This window comes from Labrys sp. (in: a-proteobacteria) (assembly GCF_047605565.1).
Lineage (GTDB): Bacteria > Pseudomonadota > Alphaproteobacteria > Rhizobiales > Labraceae > Labrys > Labrys neptuniae.
This window is the reverse complement of record NZ_JASGFM010000004.1, coordinates 1-17229: the sequence shown is the minus strand read 5'-3', so window position 1 is coordinate 17229 and position 17229 is coordinate 1. Positions and strand designations below refer to the sequence as shown.

The following is a 17229-nucleotide window of genomic DNA, read 5'->3' as shown; positions in this document are numbered from 1 at the left end:
TGGAACCCCAGGGTTCCGGCATCCCGTGTCTTCGCCCTCTTAAGACATTCCTCGACGGCCTGCCGGGTCACGAGGGGCTTCGCGCCAGGCGAACGTGACAACCACGACGCGTTGTAACCAAAGGACAGGCCATCTCATGCCGAATTACGAGCATGTCTTCCTGGCTCGCCAAGACGTGACCTCCCAGCAGGTCGAAGCGCTGACCGCCCAGTTCAAGGGCGTCATCGAAGCGCATGGCGGCACCGTCGGCAAGACCGAATATTGGGGCGTAAAGTCCCTGCAGTATCGCATCAAGAAGAACCGCAAGGCTCACTTCACGCTGCTGAACATCACCGCGCCGCATGCGGCCGTGGCTGAAGTCGAGCGCCAGATGTCGATCTCCGAAGACATCCTGCGCTTCCTCACCCTTTCCGTCGACGAGCTCGAGGAAGGCCAGTCGGCGATGCTGCGCAAGTCCGACCGCGACGAGCGTCGCGATGACGACCGTGGCTTCGGCTTCGGTGGCGGCCGTGGCGGCCCCCGCTCCGGCGGCAATGATCGCCCCCCGCGCCGTGAGCGCTTCGAAGGCGCTTCTGAAGAGCAGCAGGGAGAAGAGTAATCATGGCTACCGCACCTGGACGCCGCCCCTTCTTCCGTCGCCGCAAGACCTGCCCGTTCTCGGGCCCGAATGCGCCGAAGATCGACTACAAGGACGTCAAGCTCCTGCAGCGCTACATTTCCGAGCGCGGCAAGATCGTTCCTTCCCGTATCACTGCGGTTTCGGCCAAGAAGCAGCGCGAGCTGGCTCAGGCCATCAAGCGCGCCCGCTTCCTGGGCCTGCTGCCCTACGTGATCGGCTGATGATTTTGCGGCGAGGCGCTTTCGTGCCTCGTCGCCTATCTCCAACGACAGTCAGCCGGACAATCCGGCCATGGCTGGGGTCTTCACCGCAAGGCCTCTAACCGCGACAGCGGGACAGCTCGACGATGCAACGCGATATTCCCATCGGCCTTGGTGCCGGCCTTGCTGCAGCCATCCTGGCGCTCGCTCCCCTGAGCGGCTCGGGTTTTGGCATCTTGCTCTCGGTCCTGTCCGCGTTGCCGATTACCCTGGCCACGCTGTGCTGGGGATACCGCGCCGGCCTTGCCGCCGCCGTCTCTGCCATGGCAGTGCTGGCTCTGGTCGCATCGGGCGTTGCCGCCCAATCCCCCGATTCCTCCCCACTCCGCCTCGCCCTGCAGTTCGGTGTTTCCCGAGCCTTGCCGGCCTGGGGGCTGGCTTATCTCGCCGTTGCCGGCTATGGCGACAGTGCGATCGATCGTGCGCCCCTCTCGCTTGGCACCTTGGCGGTCGTCGCTGCGGTGCTGGGAATGGCAGGGACCCTTTTCGGCATTCTCGCACTCGGCTCGACGCCTGAACAGGCGCTGGCCAATCTGCGCACCGAACTCATGCAGGCCTATCGCATCATGATGGGCGGATCGAAGGATCAACCGATTCCCGCCAAGGACGGCGTTGATCCGGAGGCGTTCCTGCAGGTCTTCAGCGTGATCCTGCTGCCGCTCGCCGCCTTGTTCACCACGGTGTCCAATCTCGGCGGCCTGTGGCTGTCGGCGCGCATTGCCCTGATCTCGGGCCGCCTGCCCCGCCCCTGGCCCGACGTCGCGGCGGAACTCCGCCTGCCGACCTGGTCGCTGGGCCTGTTGGCGATTGCCTGTGCCGTCTCGCTGCTTCCCGGCACGGTCGGCTTTGCCGGGCAGTTGCTGCTGGCAGCGCTGCTCGGTGCCTTCCTGATCCAGGGATTTGCGGCGGTGCATGTCCTTACGCGTGGCGGCGCCATGCGTCCTCTGATCCTGGCCGTGACCTATCTGCTGTGCGTGTTCCTGTCCTGGATCGCGATGCCGCTGATGATCGTGTTCGGCCTGGTCGAGACTTTCTTCAATCTGCGCGGCCGCTTTGGCGACCGTTCCAATACCCCCAGTACCCCCCGATAGACGAACAAAGGAGACAAACATGGAAGTCATTCTGCTGGAGCGCGTTTCCAAGCTTGGCCAGATGGGCGAGACGGTGAAGGTGAAGGACGGCTATGCCCGTAACTTCCTGCTGCCCAACAACAAGGCCCTGCGCGCCACCAAGGCCAACAAGGAGCGCTTCGAGAAGGAGCGTGTGCAGCTCGAAGCCCGCAACCTCGAGCTCAAGAAGGAAGCCGAAGCCGTCGCCGCCAAGCTGGAAGGCCAGACCTTCACGCTGATCCGCCAGGCCGGCGAGACCGGCCAGCTCTATGGTTCGGTCACGGCCCGCGATCTTGCCGAGACCTCGACCACCGGCGGCTTCACCGTGGCTCGTTCGCAGTTCGTGCTGAACACCCCGATCAAGACCATCGGCTTGCACAAGGTGCTCGTCCACCTGCATCCGGAAGTGGAAGTCACCGTCACCGCCAACATCGCCCGCTCGCCCGAAGAAGCCGAGCGCCAGATCCGTGGCGAGGACGTGCTGGCCCCGCAGGACGACGAGGACACCTTCGAGAACCCCGAGGACATCGAGATCCCCGGCGTTCCCGGCACCGGCGAGCAGCCCGAGGTCTGATTCTCGGTCCTTTGACACGATCAAGAGCCGGGCGCTTGTCGCCCGGCTTTTATTTTGCCCGGTTGTGAATCACTGTGAATTGCCGATCGAAGGCCAAGGGCCCCCGCGAGCGTGCTAAGCTTGCCGCCCGACGAATCACGATCCCAAGAGCCTGATGTCCACACCTGTCGAAGCCACCGTACACAAGCTCGAGACCGGCCAAGCCGTGACCTTTCGGCAGGCCCCCAGCAATGTCGAGGCCGAGCAGGCCCTGCTCGGCGCTATTCTCGTCAACAACGAGGCATTCTACCGGGTTTCCGACTTCCTGCTGCCCGAGCATTTCTTCGATCCCTTCCATCGCAGGATCTACGAAATCGCCTCGAGCCTGGTGCGGGCCGGCAAGATGGCGACGCCCATCACGCTGAAGACCTTTCTCGGGCCGGACCAGGACATTGGCGGGCTCACCACCCAGCAATATCTCATTCGCCTCGCCACCGAGGCCACCACGGTGATCAACGCGGCCGACTATGGCCAGATCATCTATGATCTCGCGCTCCGGCGCTCCCTGATCCAGGTCGGGGAAGAACTGGTCAACGTCGCCTATGACGCTCCCGTCGACATGACGCCCGGCGATCAGATCGAGGAGGCCGAGCGCCGGCTGTTCGCACTGGCCGAAACCGGGCGCAACGAAGGCGGGTTCGCGACCTTCTCGGACGCGCTGAAGGATGCCATCGACATGGCTTCCGCCGCCTATCAGCGCGATGGGCAGTTGTCGGGGCTTGCCACCGGTCTAGACGATCTGGACCGCATGATGGGCGGCCTGCAGCCGTCCGACCTTATCGTCCTCGCCGGGCGCCCGGGCATGGGCAAGACGTCGCTCGCTACCAATATCGCCTACAACATCGCCAAGAACTACAAGTTCGAGATCCAGCCCGACGGTTCTCGCAAGACCATCGATGGTGGTGCGGTCGGCTTCTTCTCGCTGGAAATGTCGGCCGAGCAGCTTGCAACCCGCGTGGTGGCCGAGCAGGCCAACGTGCCCTCCTACAAGATCCGACGCGGCGACCTATCCGAGGACGAGTTCAGTCGTCTCGTCACCGCCAGCCAGGACATGCAGACGACGCCGCTCTATATCGACGACAGCGGCGGCATCTCCATCGCCCAGCTCGTGGCGCGTTCGCGCCGCCTGAAGCGCCAGCGCGGCCTCGATCTCCTGATCGTCGACTACATCCAGCTCCTCACCGGCTCGGGCAAGAAGGGCAGCGAGAACCGCGTGCAGGAAATCACCGAGATCACCACGGGCCTCAAGGCACTGGCCAAGGAGCTGAACGTGCCGCTCATCGGCCTGTCCCAGCTTTCGCGCCAGGTGGAATCGCGTGACGACAAGCGCCCGCAACTGTCGGACCTGCGTGAATCCGGCTCGATCGAGCAGGACGCCGACGTGGTGATGTTCGTCTTCCGCGAGGAATATTACGTGAAGAACAAGATGCCCAAGGAAGGCACCGAGGAGTTCTTCAAGTGGCAGGCCGAGATGGAAAGCCTGGCCGGTGTCGCCGAAGTGATCATCGGCAAGCAGCGCCACGGTCCAACCGGCACCGTGAAGGTTCAGTTCGATGCCGACGTCACCCGTTTCGGCAATCTTGCCCGCACCGATCACTTGCCGATCCAGACCGGCGAGTAGGCGCCGACCATCTTGATGGCGCGATCTTTGCGGTCTCGCCTTCCGCCCGATTCCAACCCGCTCTATGGTCTGCGCATGACCGATTCCCTGCCCCCCGTTTATGCCCGCCTGACCATCGACACCGACGCCCTCGCCGCGAATTGGCGGCGCTGTGGGCAGCAGCGGCCCAAGGCCGAATGCGCGGCCGTGGTGAAGGCCGATGGCTATGGGCTGGGCATCGACAATGTCGTACCCGCCCTCAGCCAGGCCGGATGCCGTACCTTCTTCGTCGCCCAGATCGACGAGGGCATTCGCGTGCGCAAGCTTGCCCCGGATGCGACGATCTATGTCCTCAGCGGCCTCGCGCCCGGCCATGGCGACAGGTTTGCCGCGAATGCCCTGCGGCCGGCCCTGGGCTCACGCGAGGAGCTGCAAGAATGGTCCGCCTTCGTTGCCGCCACCGGCTGGCAGGGAGGCGCTGCCTTGCATGTGGATACCGGCATGTCCCGGCTCGGGCTGCGCGTGGATGAAGCCCGTGCCTTGGTCGCAGAGGGAGAGCTCTTCAAGCCTTCCTTGCTGATGAGCCACCTCGCTTGCGCCGACACGCCCGAACACCCACTCAATGCCCGGCAGTTCGAGGCTTTTACCAGCGTCAGGTCGCTCTATCCGGATGTGCCCGCCTCCCTCTGCAATTCCAACGGCACCTTCCTGCCGGCAGAGATCGGCTACGATCTGCTGCGCCCAGGCGTGGCGTTGTACGGCTCCAACCCCCTGCCGGGTCAACCCAATCCGATGCAGTCGGTCATCACCCTTTCAGCCCAGGTCCTGCAGGTTCGCAGCGTGCTGCCGGGCGAATATGTCGGCTATGGTGCGACCTGGACGAGCCGGCAGCCCGCCCGCATCGCCATGGTGGCCATCGGCTATGCCGACGGCTACATGCGTTCGGGCTCCTCCTCCGACGATTTCGACTCGGCGCTGGCTTATGTCGCCGGCAAATACTGCCTGATCGCCGGACGCATCTCGATGGACATGACGGCGATCGACGTGACGGATCTGCCGGCGGGCACTGTGAAACGGGGCGATTGGGTCGAACTGATCGGGCCGCATCTGCCGGTCGACGAGGTAGCGCGCCGTGCCGGTACCATCGGCTATGAGATACTCACCAGCCTGGGTACGCGTTATGATCGGCACTTGGCGGTCTAGGCGATAGCGCCTGCCCTTGCCGCCGGTCACCACAGGCGCTGCTCGGGAAGAATGCAATGATCGACCATTTCGGCTTTCCGGTTCGCGATTATCGACATTCCCGTGCCTTCTACGACCGGGTTCTCGCACCGCTCGGCTATTCGGTGCAAAAGGAAGTCACGCGGGAGATGACCGGCAGCAGCGCCCATTGCGGCTATGGTGCGGATGGGCGGCCCCAGTTCTGGATTGGGGATGGCGACACCCGGGAAGGCAGCTTCCACATTGCCTTCGCTGCGAAAGACAGGAAGGCGGTGGATGCCTTTTATGCCGCCGCATTGGCCGCCGGTGCGCGCGACAACGGCGCACCAGGAATTCGGGCCCACTACCATCCCAACTACTATGCAGCCTTCGTGCTCGATCCGGATGGCCATAATATCGAGGCGGTCTGCCACCTGCCGGGCTGACGGGAGCTCTTCCTCGGCGGTCCGGCGAAGGTCGCTGCCCTTGACCTTCGTTTCACCCATGCATCGTGTCGACTGAGCTTATTTCTCTACGAGATTGTTCCCGAGGGGCTCGATTTCGCCGACGATGTTGACTTTCATCGCCGTCTTTGACAATCGAGATTTTGCAGTTTGCTGCTCTTGATTTCTCATTTGAGAGCTTACGGAAAGTAATCTCATGCCGATCGTTTCGGATATCATCGCTGCTGTTACTGATTTTGCGATGGCACGCATCAATATATTGTTGATGATGGCAACATTCGTATCGGGTGGTGTGTTTGCTTTCTTGTTCTTGCTGACAGATGCGAGCGCCAGTCGAAATATTCGAGGATTTCTTCGCTTTTTTATGCCTGCTTCGGGATGGCTTAGCCACTCGACGAAAATCGACGTTCTCCTCTACTTCGTTATCAAATTCTCTTTTCGATGGGTGGCTCTTTTCGCAGCGATCCTGACCACGTTCCTGGCGGAAAAAGCCGGGGTGGCGTTGAGTGCCTGGTTCCAGTTCGATCAGAAGTTGCAAGCTGGGCCGGTGACGATTGTCATATTATGTATAATTATGTTCATGTTTTCCGATCTTGGAGAGTTCATAAGTCATTATACCCAGCACAAGAATCGTTATCTTTGGGAATTCCATAAGATTCATCATTCGGCGACCTTCCTGACGCCACTTACCGCCTCGCGGGTGCATCCGGTAGGCGTACTTCTCGATGCCGTATTCATCGGCGTATGCCGTGTCATCCCGGTCACCTTGATCGTATTCTTCTACGGTTTTTCCATCGTCGAGCTCCTGGCGATGCAGGCGAGCGCATCGCTGGTCTTCTCGCTGCTGACATTGGGCACGCTCCAGCACACGCATTTTTCCATCAGCTTCGGGATCCTGGACCGCATCTTCATCAGTCCCCGCATGCATCAGGTCCATCACAGCGTGGCCCGCAAGCACTGGGACAAGAATATGGGTTCGAGATTGTCGATCTGGGACTGGATCGCCGGCACGGCCTATCTGGCGACGCGGGATGAAGTGCACAAATACGGCATCGGCACGGTGGAGGACGAGCGCGGCGACTATCAGAGGATCTGGTGGTGTTTCCTCGGCCCGATCGTGAAATGCACTGTCGCCCTACGGCGCACCGTCGCACGCACGAAGCGTATGATTCTGCATCCGGAGCGAGCCGGCGGCGAATGATGCCGCCGCCCCGGAATGCGTTCGGGCATCGCTCTGCGGGTTAAGTCTTGTGATCCAGCAACACCTGGCCGCGCTGTTGTATCAGCGTAGTGACCTTGTCAGCCAGCATGGTCAGGAAGATCGGCAGCAGGATGCTCACCGTCACCGTGTCGTCGCCGACGTCGACGCTACCCGAAATGGTCTGCTTGAACACGCTCAGGCGGCATTCGAACCTATCGCCGTTCCAATTCTCCTCGAGCGCCGTGAATTGCCCGGCATAGCTGTCGCGCAATTGCGCAATGCCATCCTCGATGCGCTTGCGGGCGGCGGCACGGCCAAGGCTGTGGGGAATGGTGACGGTCAGCGGGCGCGACATGGACTGTTCCAGGGGGGCATGATTGCCCAGATATAGGTTGTGGCTCGGCGTGCCTGCAAGGGGCGGTGGTTCCTGGTCTGTGGGTTGAACTCGCTCGCTCGGCGGGCAATTCATCGCCGAGAATTTCGTGGCACGCGTCAAGCCTCGTGATTGTGGCCCGGGCCGGTCTGTCGGATTTGATCAGACTCGACCCGCCCGCTAGAAGGGCGTCATGGCCAAACGAAGCCCCTCCTATGTCTGTCAGAATTGCGGTGCCGCCTATAATCGCTGGCAGGGCAAATGCGATGCCTGCGGCGAGTGGAACTCGATCGCCGAGGAAACCAGCGCCATCGCGGCCGTTCCCGCCTCGCAGCGTCCAAGAGGCCGGGGGCGCGTCTTTGCACTCGAAAGCCTGACGGGATCGACCGACGAAGCACCGCGCCTGGTCTCTGGTATCGGGGAACTCGACAGGGTCACCGGCGGAGGCTTCGTGCGGGGCTCCGTCCTCCTGCTGGGAGGCGACCCAGGCATCGGCAAATCCACCCTTCTGATCCAGGCCTGCGCCGCGCTTGCCAACCGCAACGCCCGGGTCATCTATATATCGGGCGAAGAGGCCGCGGCACAGGTGCGCCTGCGAGCCGAGCGGCTGGGGCTTGCCAGCGCTCCGGTGGAGCTGGCTTCCGAGACTTCGGTCGAGGACATCCTGGCGACCTTCGAGCACGGCCCGCCGCCCCGCCTGGTGGTTATCGATTCGATCCAGACCATGTGGACGGATACGGTCGAATCGGCTCCCGGCACGGTTACGCAGGTGCGCGGCTCGGCGCAGGCGCTGATCCGCTACGCCAAGCGTTCGGGCAGTACCGTCATCCTCGTGGGCCATGTCACCAAGGACGGGCAGATCGCAGGCCCGCGTGTCGTCGAGCATATGGTCGATGCCGTGCTGTCGTTCGAGGGCGATGGCGGGCGTGATTTTCGCATCCTGCGCGGCGTGAAGAACCGTTTCGGCCCCACCGACGAGATCGGCGTGTTCGAGATGACCGGGCTTGGCCTGCGTGAAGTGACCAATCCCTCCGCCTTGTTCCTGTCGGAGCGCGATCTCGGGTCACCGGGCACGGCCGTATTCGGCGGTATGGAGGGCACGAGGCCGCTTCTCGTCGAGATGCAGGCTTTGGTGGCGCCGACGAGCCTGGGCACGCCGCGGCGCGCCGTGGTGGGGTGGGATACCAGCCGCCTGTCCATGGTGCTCGCCGTGCTCGAAGCCCATTGCGGCGTCAAGCTCGGGGGGCACGACGTCTATCTCAACGTGGCCGGCGGCTTGCGCATCCAGGAGCCTGCGGCCGATCTCGCCGTGGCGGCTGCTTTGATCTCCTCCCTCACAGGCGCCCCCCTGCCGGCGGATGCCGTGTATTTCGGCGAAGTCTCACTGTCCGGATCGGTGCGGCCGGTGGCTCACACCGGCCCCCGTTTGAAGGAAGCGGCCAAGCTTGGTTTCCATCGCGCCGTCTGTCCTGTGCCGGGAAACGAGTCGGGCTCGGATAGCGGCATACGCGTGAATGGCGTTGCCTCACTTGCGACACTTGTTGCGGATATTGCCGCCTCTGGTGAAAGCCAAAGGCGGAAATCCACTAAAGTTTCGCCATGAAGCGGGCATTTCCGCCGATTGCGCTGCAGCAAATGGGTGACGCCGTGTCGAACCGTCGTTATAGAAAGGCGCGCGGCCCTGTCTGTCGCGTCGCCTATGCAGGTATTTGCAGTGTTTCCCGGTAAAACCCATTCGTGGGCTTTACCGGGAAACACTGCTTCCAAATCAGGATAGACCGCCAATGCCCGTAACGCTGCTGGATCTGATCGTCATCGGCGTCATGCTGATTTCGGCCCTTCTCGCAATGGTACGAGGCTTCACCCGCGAAGTTCTGGCCATTGCCGCCTGGGCCGCTGCCGCAATAGCCACCTTGTTGCTGTTCTCGCGGGTGCTGCCGCTGGTCACGCCTTATATCAAGAACGATACGCTGGCTCGTATTGCGACAGGTGCGGGCATCTTCCTGCTCGTTCTCCTGATCGCCTCCTTCATTACCATCCGCATCTCCGACATGATCCTCGACAGCCGGATCGGGGCGATCGATCGTACGTTCGGCTTCCTGTTCGGCGCGGCTCGTGGCCTCCTGCTCGCCATCGTCGCCTTCATCTTCTTCAGCTATCTGGTACCGCCCAAGTCGGAACCGACCTGGGTGCAGGATGCCAAATCCCGTCAGCTTTTGGTGTCCGGGCGTGACTGGATCCTCACCCTGCTGCCGAGCGATCCCGAAAACGTGATCCTCAAGCAGTTGCGGGCCAACGAAGTGATCGGGCCTGGTGCCGATACCAACACCAACACGCAGGAGCCGGATCCGGACGCCGCCGGCGCTCCCGCCGCTCCGCAGACCCAGCCGGCAACCCCGGCTCCGGCGGCGCCAGCGCAATGATGCGATTGCATTGCCACAGCAAACTTCCCAGCAGGCATGCTGGAAAAGTCGATCGGTGGTACTATCTCAATGTCGAACGGAGCGGCGAAACCTGGTTTCGGGCCGCTCACCCCTTTTTGGAGAAGAAATCCAAGTGAGCGCCATGGCCCGTGACAACGACGATCTGGATCTCGACGCCGACCGCCTGCGTGAGGAATGCGGTGTGTTCGGCATCTTCGGACACAGCGAGGCCGCGGCGATCACGACCCTCGGCCTCCATGCCCTGCAGCATCGTGGCCAGGAAGCCTGCGGTATCGTGACCTTCGACGGTGCGCGCTACAATTCGGAACGGCGGCTCGGGCTGGTCGGCGACACATTCTCCAAACGCGAGGTCATCGAGCGCCTGCCCGGCTCCCAGGCCATCGGCCACACCCGCTATTCGACGACGGGCGGCACTATCCTGCGCAACGTGCAGCCCCTGTTTGCGGAACTCGAGGGCGGTGGCTTCGCCGTGGCCCATAACGGCAATCTCACCAATGGGCTGACGCTGCGGCGCGAACTGATCGCCCGCGGTTCGATCTTCCAGGCCACCTCGGACAGCGAGGTGATCCTCCATCTGGTCGCACGCTCGACGCGTGAAAAGTTCATCGATCGCTTCATCGACGCCCTGTTCCAGATCGAGGGAGCCTATGCCTTTGTCGGACTGACCAACCATATGCTGGTTGGCGCCCGCGATCCGCTCGGCATTCGCCCCCTGGTGCTGGGCGAACTCGATGGCTGCTACATCCTTGCCTCCGAGACCTGCGCCCTCGACATCATCGGTGCCCGCTTCGTGCGCGACATCGAGAATGGCGAGGTCGTCGTCATCACCAAGGACGGCGTGGAATCGTTGAAGCCCTTCCCGCGCGTGCCTGCCCGCCCCTGCATTTTCGAGTATATCTATTTCGCCCGTCCGGACTCCATCGTTCACGGCCGTAGTGTCTATGCCGTGCGCAAGAGTTTCGGTGCCCAGCTTGCCGCCGAAGCCAGCGTCGAAGCCGATGTGGTGGTACCGGTGCCGGATTCTGGCGTGCCCGCGGCGATCGGCTATGCCCAGGCGGCGGGCCTGCCTTATGAACTCGGCATCATTCGCAACCATTATGTCGGGCGCACTTTCATCCAGCCGACCCAGGCCATTCGTGAAATGGGCGTGCGTATGAAGCACAGCGCCAACCGTTCGGTCATCGAAGGCAAGCGTGTCGTGCTGATCGACGATTCCATCGTGCGTGGCACCACTTCGGTGAAGATCGTGCGCATGATGCGCGATGCCGGCGCCAAGGAAGTGCATTTCCGCATTTCCAGCCCGCCCATCACCCATCCCGACTATTACGGCATCGATACGCCCGACAGGGAAAACCTGCTGGCGGCGCGGATGGATCTGGAAGCCATGCGTGCCTATATGGGCGCGGACTCACTGGCTTTCCTGTCGGTCGATGGCGTCTACAAGGCATGCGGCTACGACCAGCGCGACTCTGTCCGCCCGCAGTTCACCGATCATTGCTTCACCGGCGACTATCCGACCTTCCTGACCGATGTGGTGGGAGAAGGTGCCAAGCAGCAGTTCTCCCTGCTCGCCGAAGCAAGCTGACGCGTTCCCACCCCGGTTCGGGGGTGGGACATGGCAGACTTTTCCATCCTGTGAGTTTTCCGATGTCCGATCTTCTCAAAGGCCGCCTGGCGCTCGTCACCGGCGCATCGCGCGGCATCGGCCGTGCCACGGCCGTGGCCCTGGCCGAGGCCGGTGCGCATGTCATCGCCGTGGCCCGCACCGTTGGAGCGCTCGAGGATCTCGATGACGAAATCCGCCAGAAGGGCGGCGCCGCGACCCTGGTTCCCCTCGACATCAAGGACGGGGACGGCATCGATCGGCTCGGCTACACACTGTTCGAGCGCTATGGCAAGCTCGACATCCTGATCGGCAATGCCGGGGCGCTCGGCGCGATCTCTCCCCTCGGCCATATCGAGCCCAAGGACTGGGACAATGTGTTTGCGGTGAACGTCACGGCCAATTGGCGGCTGATCCGCTCTTTCGATCCCCTGCTGCGCAAATCCGATGCCGGACGCGCCATTTTCATCACGTCGGGCGCGGCCTGGAAGTCGACGGCCTATTGGGGGCTCTATGCTGCGACCAAGGCGGCCCTCAACTCCATGGTGGCGACCTACGCTGCCGAGACGGTGAATTCGCCTATCCGGGCCAACCTCTTCTCCCCCGGCCCCGTCCGCACCCATATGCGCGCGGCCGCCATGCCGGGCGAAGACGCCGATACCCTGCCGCATCCCTCCAGCATCGCGCCCTCGATCCTCAAGCTCGCGAGCCCGGATCTTATCGAGACCGGGCAGGTCTACGAGATGCGGCAGGAGCGCTTCCTGAGCTTCAAGGCGCCGGAATAAGGCAGGTTAGATCTACATGCGCATTGCCTTGGTCGCCCGAGAAGATGAACTTGCCAAGGCTTGGTCTGCTGCATTTGCGGGTTTGAGCGATACGGAGATCTATCGAGGATCGATCTTCGACGTTGAATGCGAGGCCATGGTCAGTCCCGCCAATAGCTTCGGCTTCATGGATGGTGGTATTGATCTGCTTTACTCCCGCCATTTCGGGTGGCAGGTGCAGGAACATCTACGAAGAGCGATTTTCCAACGACATCACGGGGAGTTGCTCGTTGGACAGGCAGAGATTGTCGAGACGGGCGTTCCAGCACCTGCCTTTCTGATTGCTGCTCCGACCATGCGAGTGCCTATGGCTCTCGACGAGAATTCCATCAACCCGTACTTGGCGACTCGCGCCGTTCTCCTGCTGGCCAGATATGGCCAGTTTCCAAGTGGTCCAGCCATGGGTACGCCGCTGTCCGCGCACCTCAAAACGATTGCTTTTCCTGGCATGGGGACCGGTGTCGGCCGAATACCTGCCGAAATCTGCGCGCGGCAGATGCGGGCCGCCTATGATGACGTTATGGGCGGACGAGGGTCGATGCCCCAAAGCTGGGCCGAGGCGAGCGAAAGACATCAATTGCTCTATTCGGACCATCCCATTCGCCTGCAGTGAATCATCCTGCCTATTTTTTCCGATCGAAGGGATTCTTCGGCGAACGCAGGCTGAGCCGGATCGGTACGCCGGGCATGTCGAAGGTCTCGCGCAGGCCATTGACCAGATAGCGCTGGAAGCTGTCGGGCAGAGCGTCGAGCTGGTTGCCGAAGATGGCGAAATGCGGCGGGCGGGTCTTCACCTGCGTCATGTAGCGGATCTTGATACGGCGACCCGACACGGCCGGCGGCGGATGATGTTCGAGCACGCCCCCGAGCCAGCGGTTGAGGCGAGCGGTCGGCACGCGGCGGTTCCAGGTCGTGAAGGCACGGAAAGCGGCCTCCATCAAGCGGTCGAGGCCCTGCTCCGACAGACCGGACAAGGTCACCACTGGCGCACCGCGCAATTGCGGCAGCAGGCGCTCGAACATCTCCCGGGCGCTGGCCAGCGCCTTGTGGCGATCCTCGACCAGATCCCATTTGTTGAGGCCGATGACGATTGCCCTGCCCTCGCGTTCCACGAGGTCGGCGATCTGCAGGTCCTGCTTTTCGAAGGGCGTGGCGCTATCGAGCAGCAGCACGACCACTTCCGCGAAACGGACCGCCCGCAGCCCATCCGAAACGGAGAGCTTTTCGAGCTTGTCCTCGATGCGGGCCTTCTTGCGCATGCCGGCGGTGTCGAACAGCTTGATGCGTTTGTCGCGCCAGGTCCAGTCCACCGAGATGGTGTCGCGGGTGATGCCGGCCTCGGGGCCGGTCAACATGCGATCCTGGCCGATCAGGGCATTGACCAGGGTCGACTTGCCGGCGTTCGGCCGACCGATGATGGCGATACGCAGCGGCCGAACCACGCCGGCACCGAGATCGATCGCCTCTTCCTCGCCTTCCTCGCCACTGACGACTGCATCGGTTTCCGCGACTTCTTCCTCGGGCTCATAGCCGGTGGCTGGCGCGACCGCGACGATCGCCTCGGCAAGATCCGCCATGCCCTCGCCATGCTCGGCCGAGATCGGCACGGGATCGCCGAGCCCGAGCGCATAGGCTTCATAGGCGCCCTGGAAGCCGGTGCGGCTCTCGGTCTTGTTGGCGACCGCTATGACGGGCTTGCCGGAGCGCCGCGCCACTTCCGCGAAATGTTCGTCTGCCGGGGTCACGCCGACGCGCGCATCGAACATGAACAGGATCAGGTTGCATTCGGCGATGGCCGCTTCCGTCTGAGCGCGCATGCGCCCGGCGAGCGAGGCGTCATCGGCAACTTCGAGGCCTGCCGTGTCGATCACCTTGAAATGGAGGCTGCCGAGCCTGGCGTCGCCCTCACGCCGGTCGCGCGTCACGCCCGGGCGGTCGTCGACGATGGCAAGCTTGCGGCCGACCAGACGGTTGAACAGGGTCGACTTGCCGACATTGGGCCGGCCGACGATGGCGATGGAGACAGCCATGGTCAGGCCTTGGCAGGCTGGTCGGAGGCGATGAGCTGCAGCATCAGTTCGGCCCGCTGACGCAGTGCCGGCGGCACGTCCTTGTCTGTGATCACGGCCTGGTACCATTTGGAGGCATTGGCGAGATCCTTGGCTTTCCACGCCGCCAGGCCGAGGACCTCGCGCGCCGAATGCCGCCAGGGCTCGCCCGCTGCGGTCAGGGGCTCGATCTTGCCGGCGAGATCCGCATAGGAGGCGGTGTCGACCATGAGATAGCCGCCGCGCACCTTGGCGAGGCTCTGCAGCACCGGACCGAGCGAGGAATCGGCGGCCAGCGCCTCATAGGCCTTGATGCCATCCTCGACCTTGTCGTTGGCGGTCTCCGCCGCCAGGCGGAAACGGGCAAGGGTCTGATAGCCGGCGCTGCCGTCCTTCATCAGCGCGCCGAGGGCAGCCGCAGCCTCCTTGGTCTTGCCGCTCTGGGCCAGGGAAATCGCTTCCTGGAAACGCGCGCCGGTGGCTTCGGCCTGCTGCTTCAGGTAATGCTGGTAGGCGACGTAACCCGACACGCCGATGACCACGGCGAGAGCGGCGCCGAGAACGTAATTGCCATATTTCGCCCAGAGCTTCTGCGCCTTTTCACGGCGCATGTCCTCGCTGACTTCCTGGAAGATATCGGTCATAGACCCGGCTCGTATCCTCTAGAGCATGGCGCGCTGTAGCAAGAACGCCCTTTGCCCTGACTCTTTGGTTGGATGCGTCCTTGCGATTCGAGGTTTTTCCACCCAATCGCAGGACGCCTTGGTTCGCGCTGGCGCGAGATGTGTTTTCGGCGTAGAGGAGCGGCCCCTTGCCGTCAAGCAAACAGCGCTCCTAGCCGCCCAAACCGAGATTAAATCTCGGTATTCCAGCGGTTTTCACCGCCGCAGGGCTCGCAGCGCGCTGCCGGCGAGAATGGCCAGTACCAGCAGCACTGCCACTAGCCACAACCAGTTCGCCTTGAGATAGGCCAGCGCCGTAGCGCGAAGGTCGGGCGAGGTGGGGGCTATCAGGCTCGTGACCGGTCGTACTTCCAGCTTTGCCTTCGCCGCATCCTGGTAGCGATTGCCGGCGGTGAATTGCAGGCCCGCGAGGAAGGACCGGGCGATCGGCACATAGGACGGCACCTCGGCGGCCGGCGAGACCAGGGTAAGCTCGAAATAGCCCTCATTGCCCAGTGCATAGCCGTGGATATTGGCCGTGCCCTCATCGGCTTCCCCACCCTTTTCGGGGCTGATCGCGCCCCAGATCAGCGTATTCTGCGCCTCGTCGTAATGGGGCCTGACCAGCCAATCGCGAACCTCGAGCTGAGGCTCGCCGCGTTTTTCACGCGCGGCATTGCCTTCCTCCGTGTTCGCCTTGAGGCGCGCCAGCAGATCGTCTGCATTCCAGCCGGTGGCTTCGGCATCGTCGATGCGCACACCGGAGCGATAATGGATGAAGACCACCCAGTTCTGCTCGCTGGTCGGCACCAGCATGCCGAGAACACTGGGATCGCTCGGGTAGTCCGAGGCGGAAGCCCAAGCGCCCGCTTCCGGCTGGCGTACGAAACCAGTGCCTTGCGGGAGCTTCAGCGTTGCCCGATTGTCCAGGGTCACCACGGAAGGGCCTGACAGCAGCACCTTCTGCATCGCCTCGACGGCCTGTTGCAGGACCTGTGCCTTGCGGATGCCTTCGGCTTCCTGCGCCAGCCCGTGGCCGGGCAGCAGCAGGAAGGCCATAGCCGCGATGGCAAGCAGATACCTGGCGAACATGAGCGGTCTCCATTCGATGATGACGCCCTATACCGCCAAATCCTTTGCAGTCCATGTCACGGTTGGAAATTTCATCGGCGCCGCGATGGGATGTCGTTGCGATGTCACCTGGGCTGAACTAGAAGATTGAAAAGGGAGAGCCGCAGCGCGGCTTCGAAATTGGAATGACTACTAAGCCCCGCCGCTTCGACAATGCGAGAGCGGCCGTAGCGGCGATCACGCAGCTCTATGACGCGAACACCGCGCGCCTGCGGGAGGCCTTCACGGCGTTCACCCGTGGCAAGGATTTCGATCACCGCATTCGCGCCTATTACCCCTATGTCAGTGTCAACACCGACAGCCTGCCCACGCTCGATGCGCGTACGCCGTTCGGATTCGTGGCCGATACCGGCACCTATGCGACGACGCTGACGCGGCCGGACATCTTCAGCCGCTATCTGGAGGAACAGATCGCGCTGCTGCTGCGCAACACGGGTGTGGATGTCGAAGTGGGCGAGAGCTCCACGCCGATCCCGATCCATTTCGCGCTCGGCGAAGACTTCCATGCCGAAAGCGGCCTCGATTATGGGCGTCTCGCCCTGCTGCCGCAGATCTTCGACGTGCCCGATCTCACCATCATGGACGATCGCATCGCCAATGGCATCGATGTGCGCTCAGCCGACGGCGCCAAGCCGCTGGCGCTGTTCACCGCGCCGCGCATCGATCTCTCGCTGATGCGCCTGAAGCACTATACGGGTACCTCGGCGCGGCATTTCCAGAATTTCGTGATCTTCACCAACTACCAGTTCTACATCGATGAATTCGTGCGGCTGGCACAGACCATCCTGGCCAAGGGTGAAGGGGGCTCGCTAGGGTCCGGCTACACGGCCTTTGTCGAGCCGGGCAATGTCGTCACCGAGCTTGGGGGCGAAACCCAGCAGCTCGACGTGACTGGCCACCATCCGCCGCGCCTGCCGCAAATGCCGGCCTATCATCTCAAGCGCGCCGATGATTCCGGCATCACCATGATCAATATCGGGGTCGGACCGTCCAACGCCAAGAATATCTCCGACCATGTCGCGGTGCTCAGGCCGCATGCCTGGCTGATGCTCGGCCATTGCGCGGGCCTGCGCAATTC

General features: G+C 62.8%; 18 protein-coding genes. 14 read left to right on the top strand and 4 right to left on the bottom strand.

The features are described 5' to 3' along the window. Window positions 1-136 precede the first annotated feature (136 nt). From rpsF to QM672_RS05490, 8 genes are all read left to right on the top strand, one after another. The gene (gene rpsF, locus QM672_RS05525) at window positions 137-598 is read left to right on the top strand and encodes a 30S ribosomal protein S6 (RefSeq protein ID WP_311938446.1); all 462 of its coding nucleotides are present in this window, start codon (window positions 137-139) and stop codon (window positions 596-598) included. A gap of 2 nt (window positions 599-600) precedes the next feature. Continuing rightward, window positions 601-840 carry a 30S ribosomal protein S18 gene (gene rpsR / locus QM672_RS05520; RefSeq protein ID WP_068295067.1) on the top strand — a complete coding sequence of 80 codons (240 nt, stop codon included), beginning with the start codon at window positions 601-603 and terminating at the stop codon, window positions 838-840. 125 nt (window positions 841-965) lie between these two features. Next, a complete protein-coding gene (locus tag QM672_RS05515; protein WP_367622726.1) occupies window positions 966-1970 on the top strand; it encodes a hypothetical protein in 1005 nt (334 codons plus the stop codon). Window positions 1971-1989: 19 nt separating this feature from the next. Next, a complete protein-coding gene (gene rplI, locus QM672_RS05510) occupies window positions 1990-2562 on the top strand; it encodes a 50S ribosomal protein L9 (protein WP_311938441.1) in 573 nt (190 codons plus the stop codon). 154 nt (window positions 2563-2716) lie between these two features. Next, a complete protein-coding gene (locus tag QM672_RS05505) occupies window positions 2717-4222 on the top strand; it encodes a replicative DNA helicase (RefSeq protein ID WP_311938439.1) in 1506 nt (501 codons plus the stop codon). 75 nt (window positions 4223-4297) lie between these two features. Continuing rightward, the gene (gene alr / locus QM672_RS05500) at window positions 4298-5404 is read left to right on the top strand and encodes an alanine racemase (protein ID WP_415081169.1); all 1107 of its coding nucleotides are present in this window, start codon (window positions 4298-4300) and stop codon (window positions 5402-5404) included. A gap of 56 nt (window positions 5405-5460) precedes the next feature. After that, window positions 5461-5847 (top strand): VOC family protein, encoded by a 387-nt coding sequence (locus tag QM672_RS05495; RefSeq protein ID WP_311938435.1) that lies wholly within the window; start codon window positions 5461-5463, stop codon window positions 5845-5847. Between the two features lie 214 nt (window positions 5848-6061). After that, window positions 6062-7066 carry a sterol desaturase family protein gene (locus tag QM672_RS05490; RefSeq protein ID WP_415081167.1) on the top strand — a complete coding sequence of 335 codons (1005 nt, stop codon included), beginning with the start codon at window positions 6062-6064 and terminating at the stop codon, window positions 7064-7066. Between the two features lie 40 nt (window positions 7067-7106). Here the strand turns inward: QM672_RS05490 and QM672_RS05485 are convergent, their stop codons facing one another. Beyond that, complete coding sequence (locus QM672_RS05485; protein WP_311938431.1) at window positions 7107-7421, bottom strand: polyhydroxyalkanoic acid system family protein; 315 nt, start codon at window positions 7419-7421, stop codon at window positions 7107-7109. 211 nt (window positions 7422-7632) lie between these two features. Between QM672_RS05485 and radA the strand changes: the two genes are divergently transcribed. The 5 genes from radA to QM672_RS05460 all read left to right on the top strand — a co-directional run bounded on the left by radA (window position 7633) and on the right by QM672_RS05460 (window position 12923). Then, a complete protein-coding gene (gene radA / locus QM672_RS05480; RefSeq protein WP_311938429.1) occupies window positions 7633-9042 on the top strand; it encodes a DNA repair protein RadA in 1410 nt (469 codons plus the stop codon). A 181-nt stretch (window positions 9043-9223) separates the two neighbouring features. Further along, on the top strand, window positions 9224-9862 hold the full coding sequence (locus QM672_RS05475; RefSeq protein ID WP_311938427.1) for a CvpA family protein: 639 nt from the start codon (window positions 9224-9226) through the stop codon (window positions 9860-9862). 142 nt (window positions 9863-10004) lie between these two features. Beyond that, a complete protein-coding gene (gene purF, locus QM672_RS05470) occupies window positions 10005-11468 on the top strand; it encodes an amidophosphoribosyltransferase (protein WP_311938426.1) in 1464 nt (487 codons plus the stop codon). 62 nt (window positions 11469-11530) lie between these two features. Continuing rightward, complete coding sequence (locus QM672_RS05465) at window positions 11531-12271, top strand: SDR family NAD(P)-dependent oxidoreductase (RefSeq protein ID WP_311938424.1); 741 nt, start codon at window positions 11531-11533, stop codon at window positions 12269-12271. A 16-nt stretch (window positions 12272-12287) separates the two neighbouring features. Next, window positions 12288-12923 carry a macro domain-containing protein gene (locus tag QM672_RS05460; protein ID WP_311938422.1) on the top strand — a complete coding sequence of 212 codons (636 nt, stop codon included), beginning with the start codon at window positions 12288-12290 and terminating at the stop codon, window positions 12921-12923. A 10-nt stretch (window positions 12924-12933) separates the two neighbouring features. On the opposite strand, the gene der is transcribed toward QM672_RS05460, so the two are convergent. The 3 genes from der to QM672_RS05445 all read right to left on the bottom strand — a co-directional run bounded on the left by der (window position 12934) and on the right by QM672_RS05445 (window position 16112). Continuing rightward, on the bottom strand, window positions 12934-14340 hold the full coding sequence (gene der, locus QM672_RS05455) for a ribosome biogenesis GTPase Der (RefSeq protein WP_311938420.1): 1407 nt from the start codon (window positions 14338-14340) through the stop codon (window positions 12934-12936). A 2-nt stretch (window positions 14341-14342) separates the two neighbouring features. Continuing rightward, window positions 14343-15002, bottom strand: coding sequence for a tetratricopeptide repeat protein (locus QM672_RS05450; RefSeq protein WP_068295105.1), 660 nt, complete (start codon window positions 15000-15002; stop codon window positions 14343-14345). A 234-nt stretch (window positions 15003-15236) separates the two neighbouring features. Next, window positions 15237-16112, bottom strand: a complete 876-nt coding sequence (locus tag QM672_RS05445) for a DUF2167 domain-containing protein (RefSeq protein ID WP_311938417.1) — start codon at window positions 16110-16112, stop codon at window positions 15237-15239. 164 nt (window positions 16113-16276) lie between these two features. Here QM672_RS05445 and QM672_RS05440 point away from each other — a divergent pair. Then, window positions 16277-17229, top strand: a 953-nt coding sequence (locus QM672_RS05440) for an AMP nucleosidase (RefSeq protein WP_415081161.1), incomplete at its 3' end; no start/stop codon positions are given.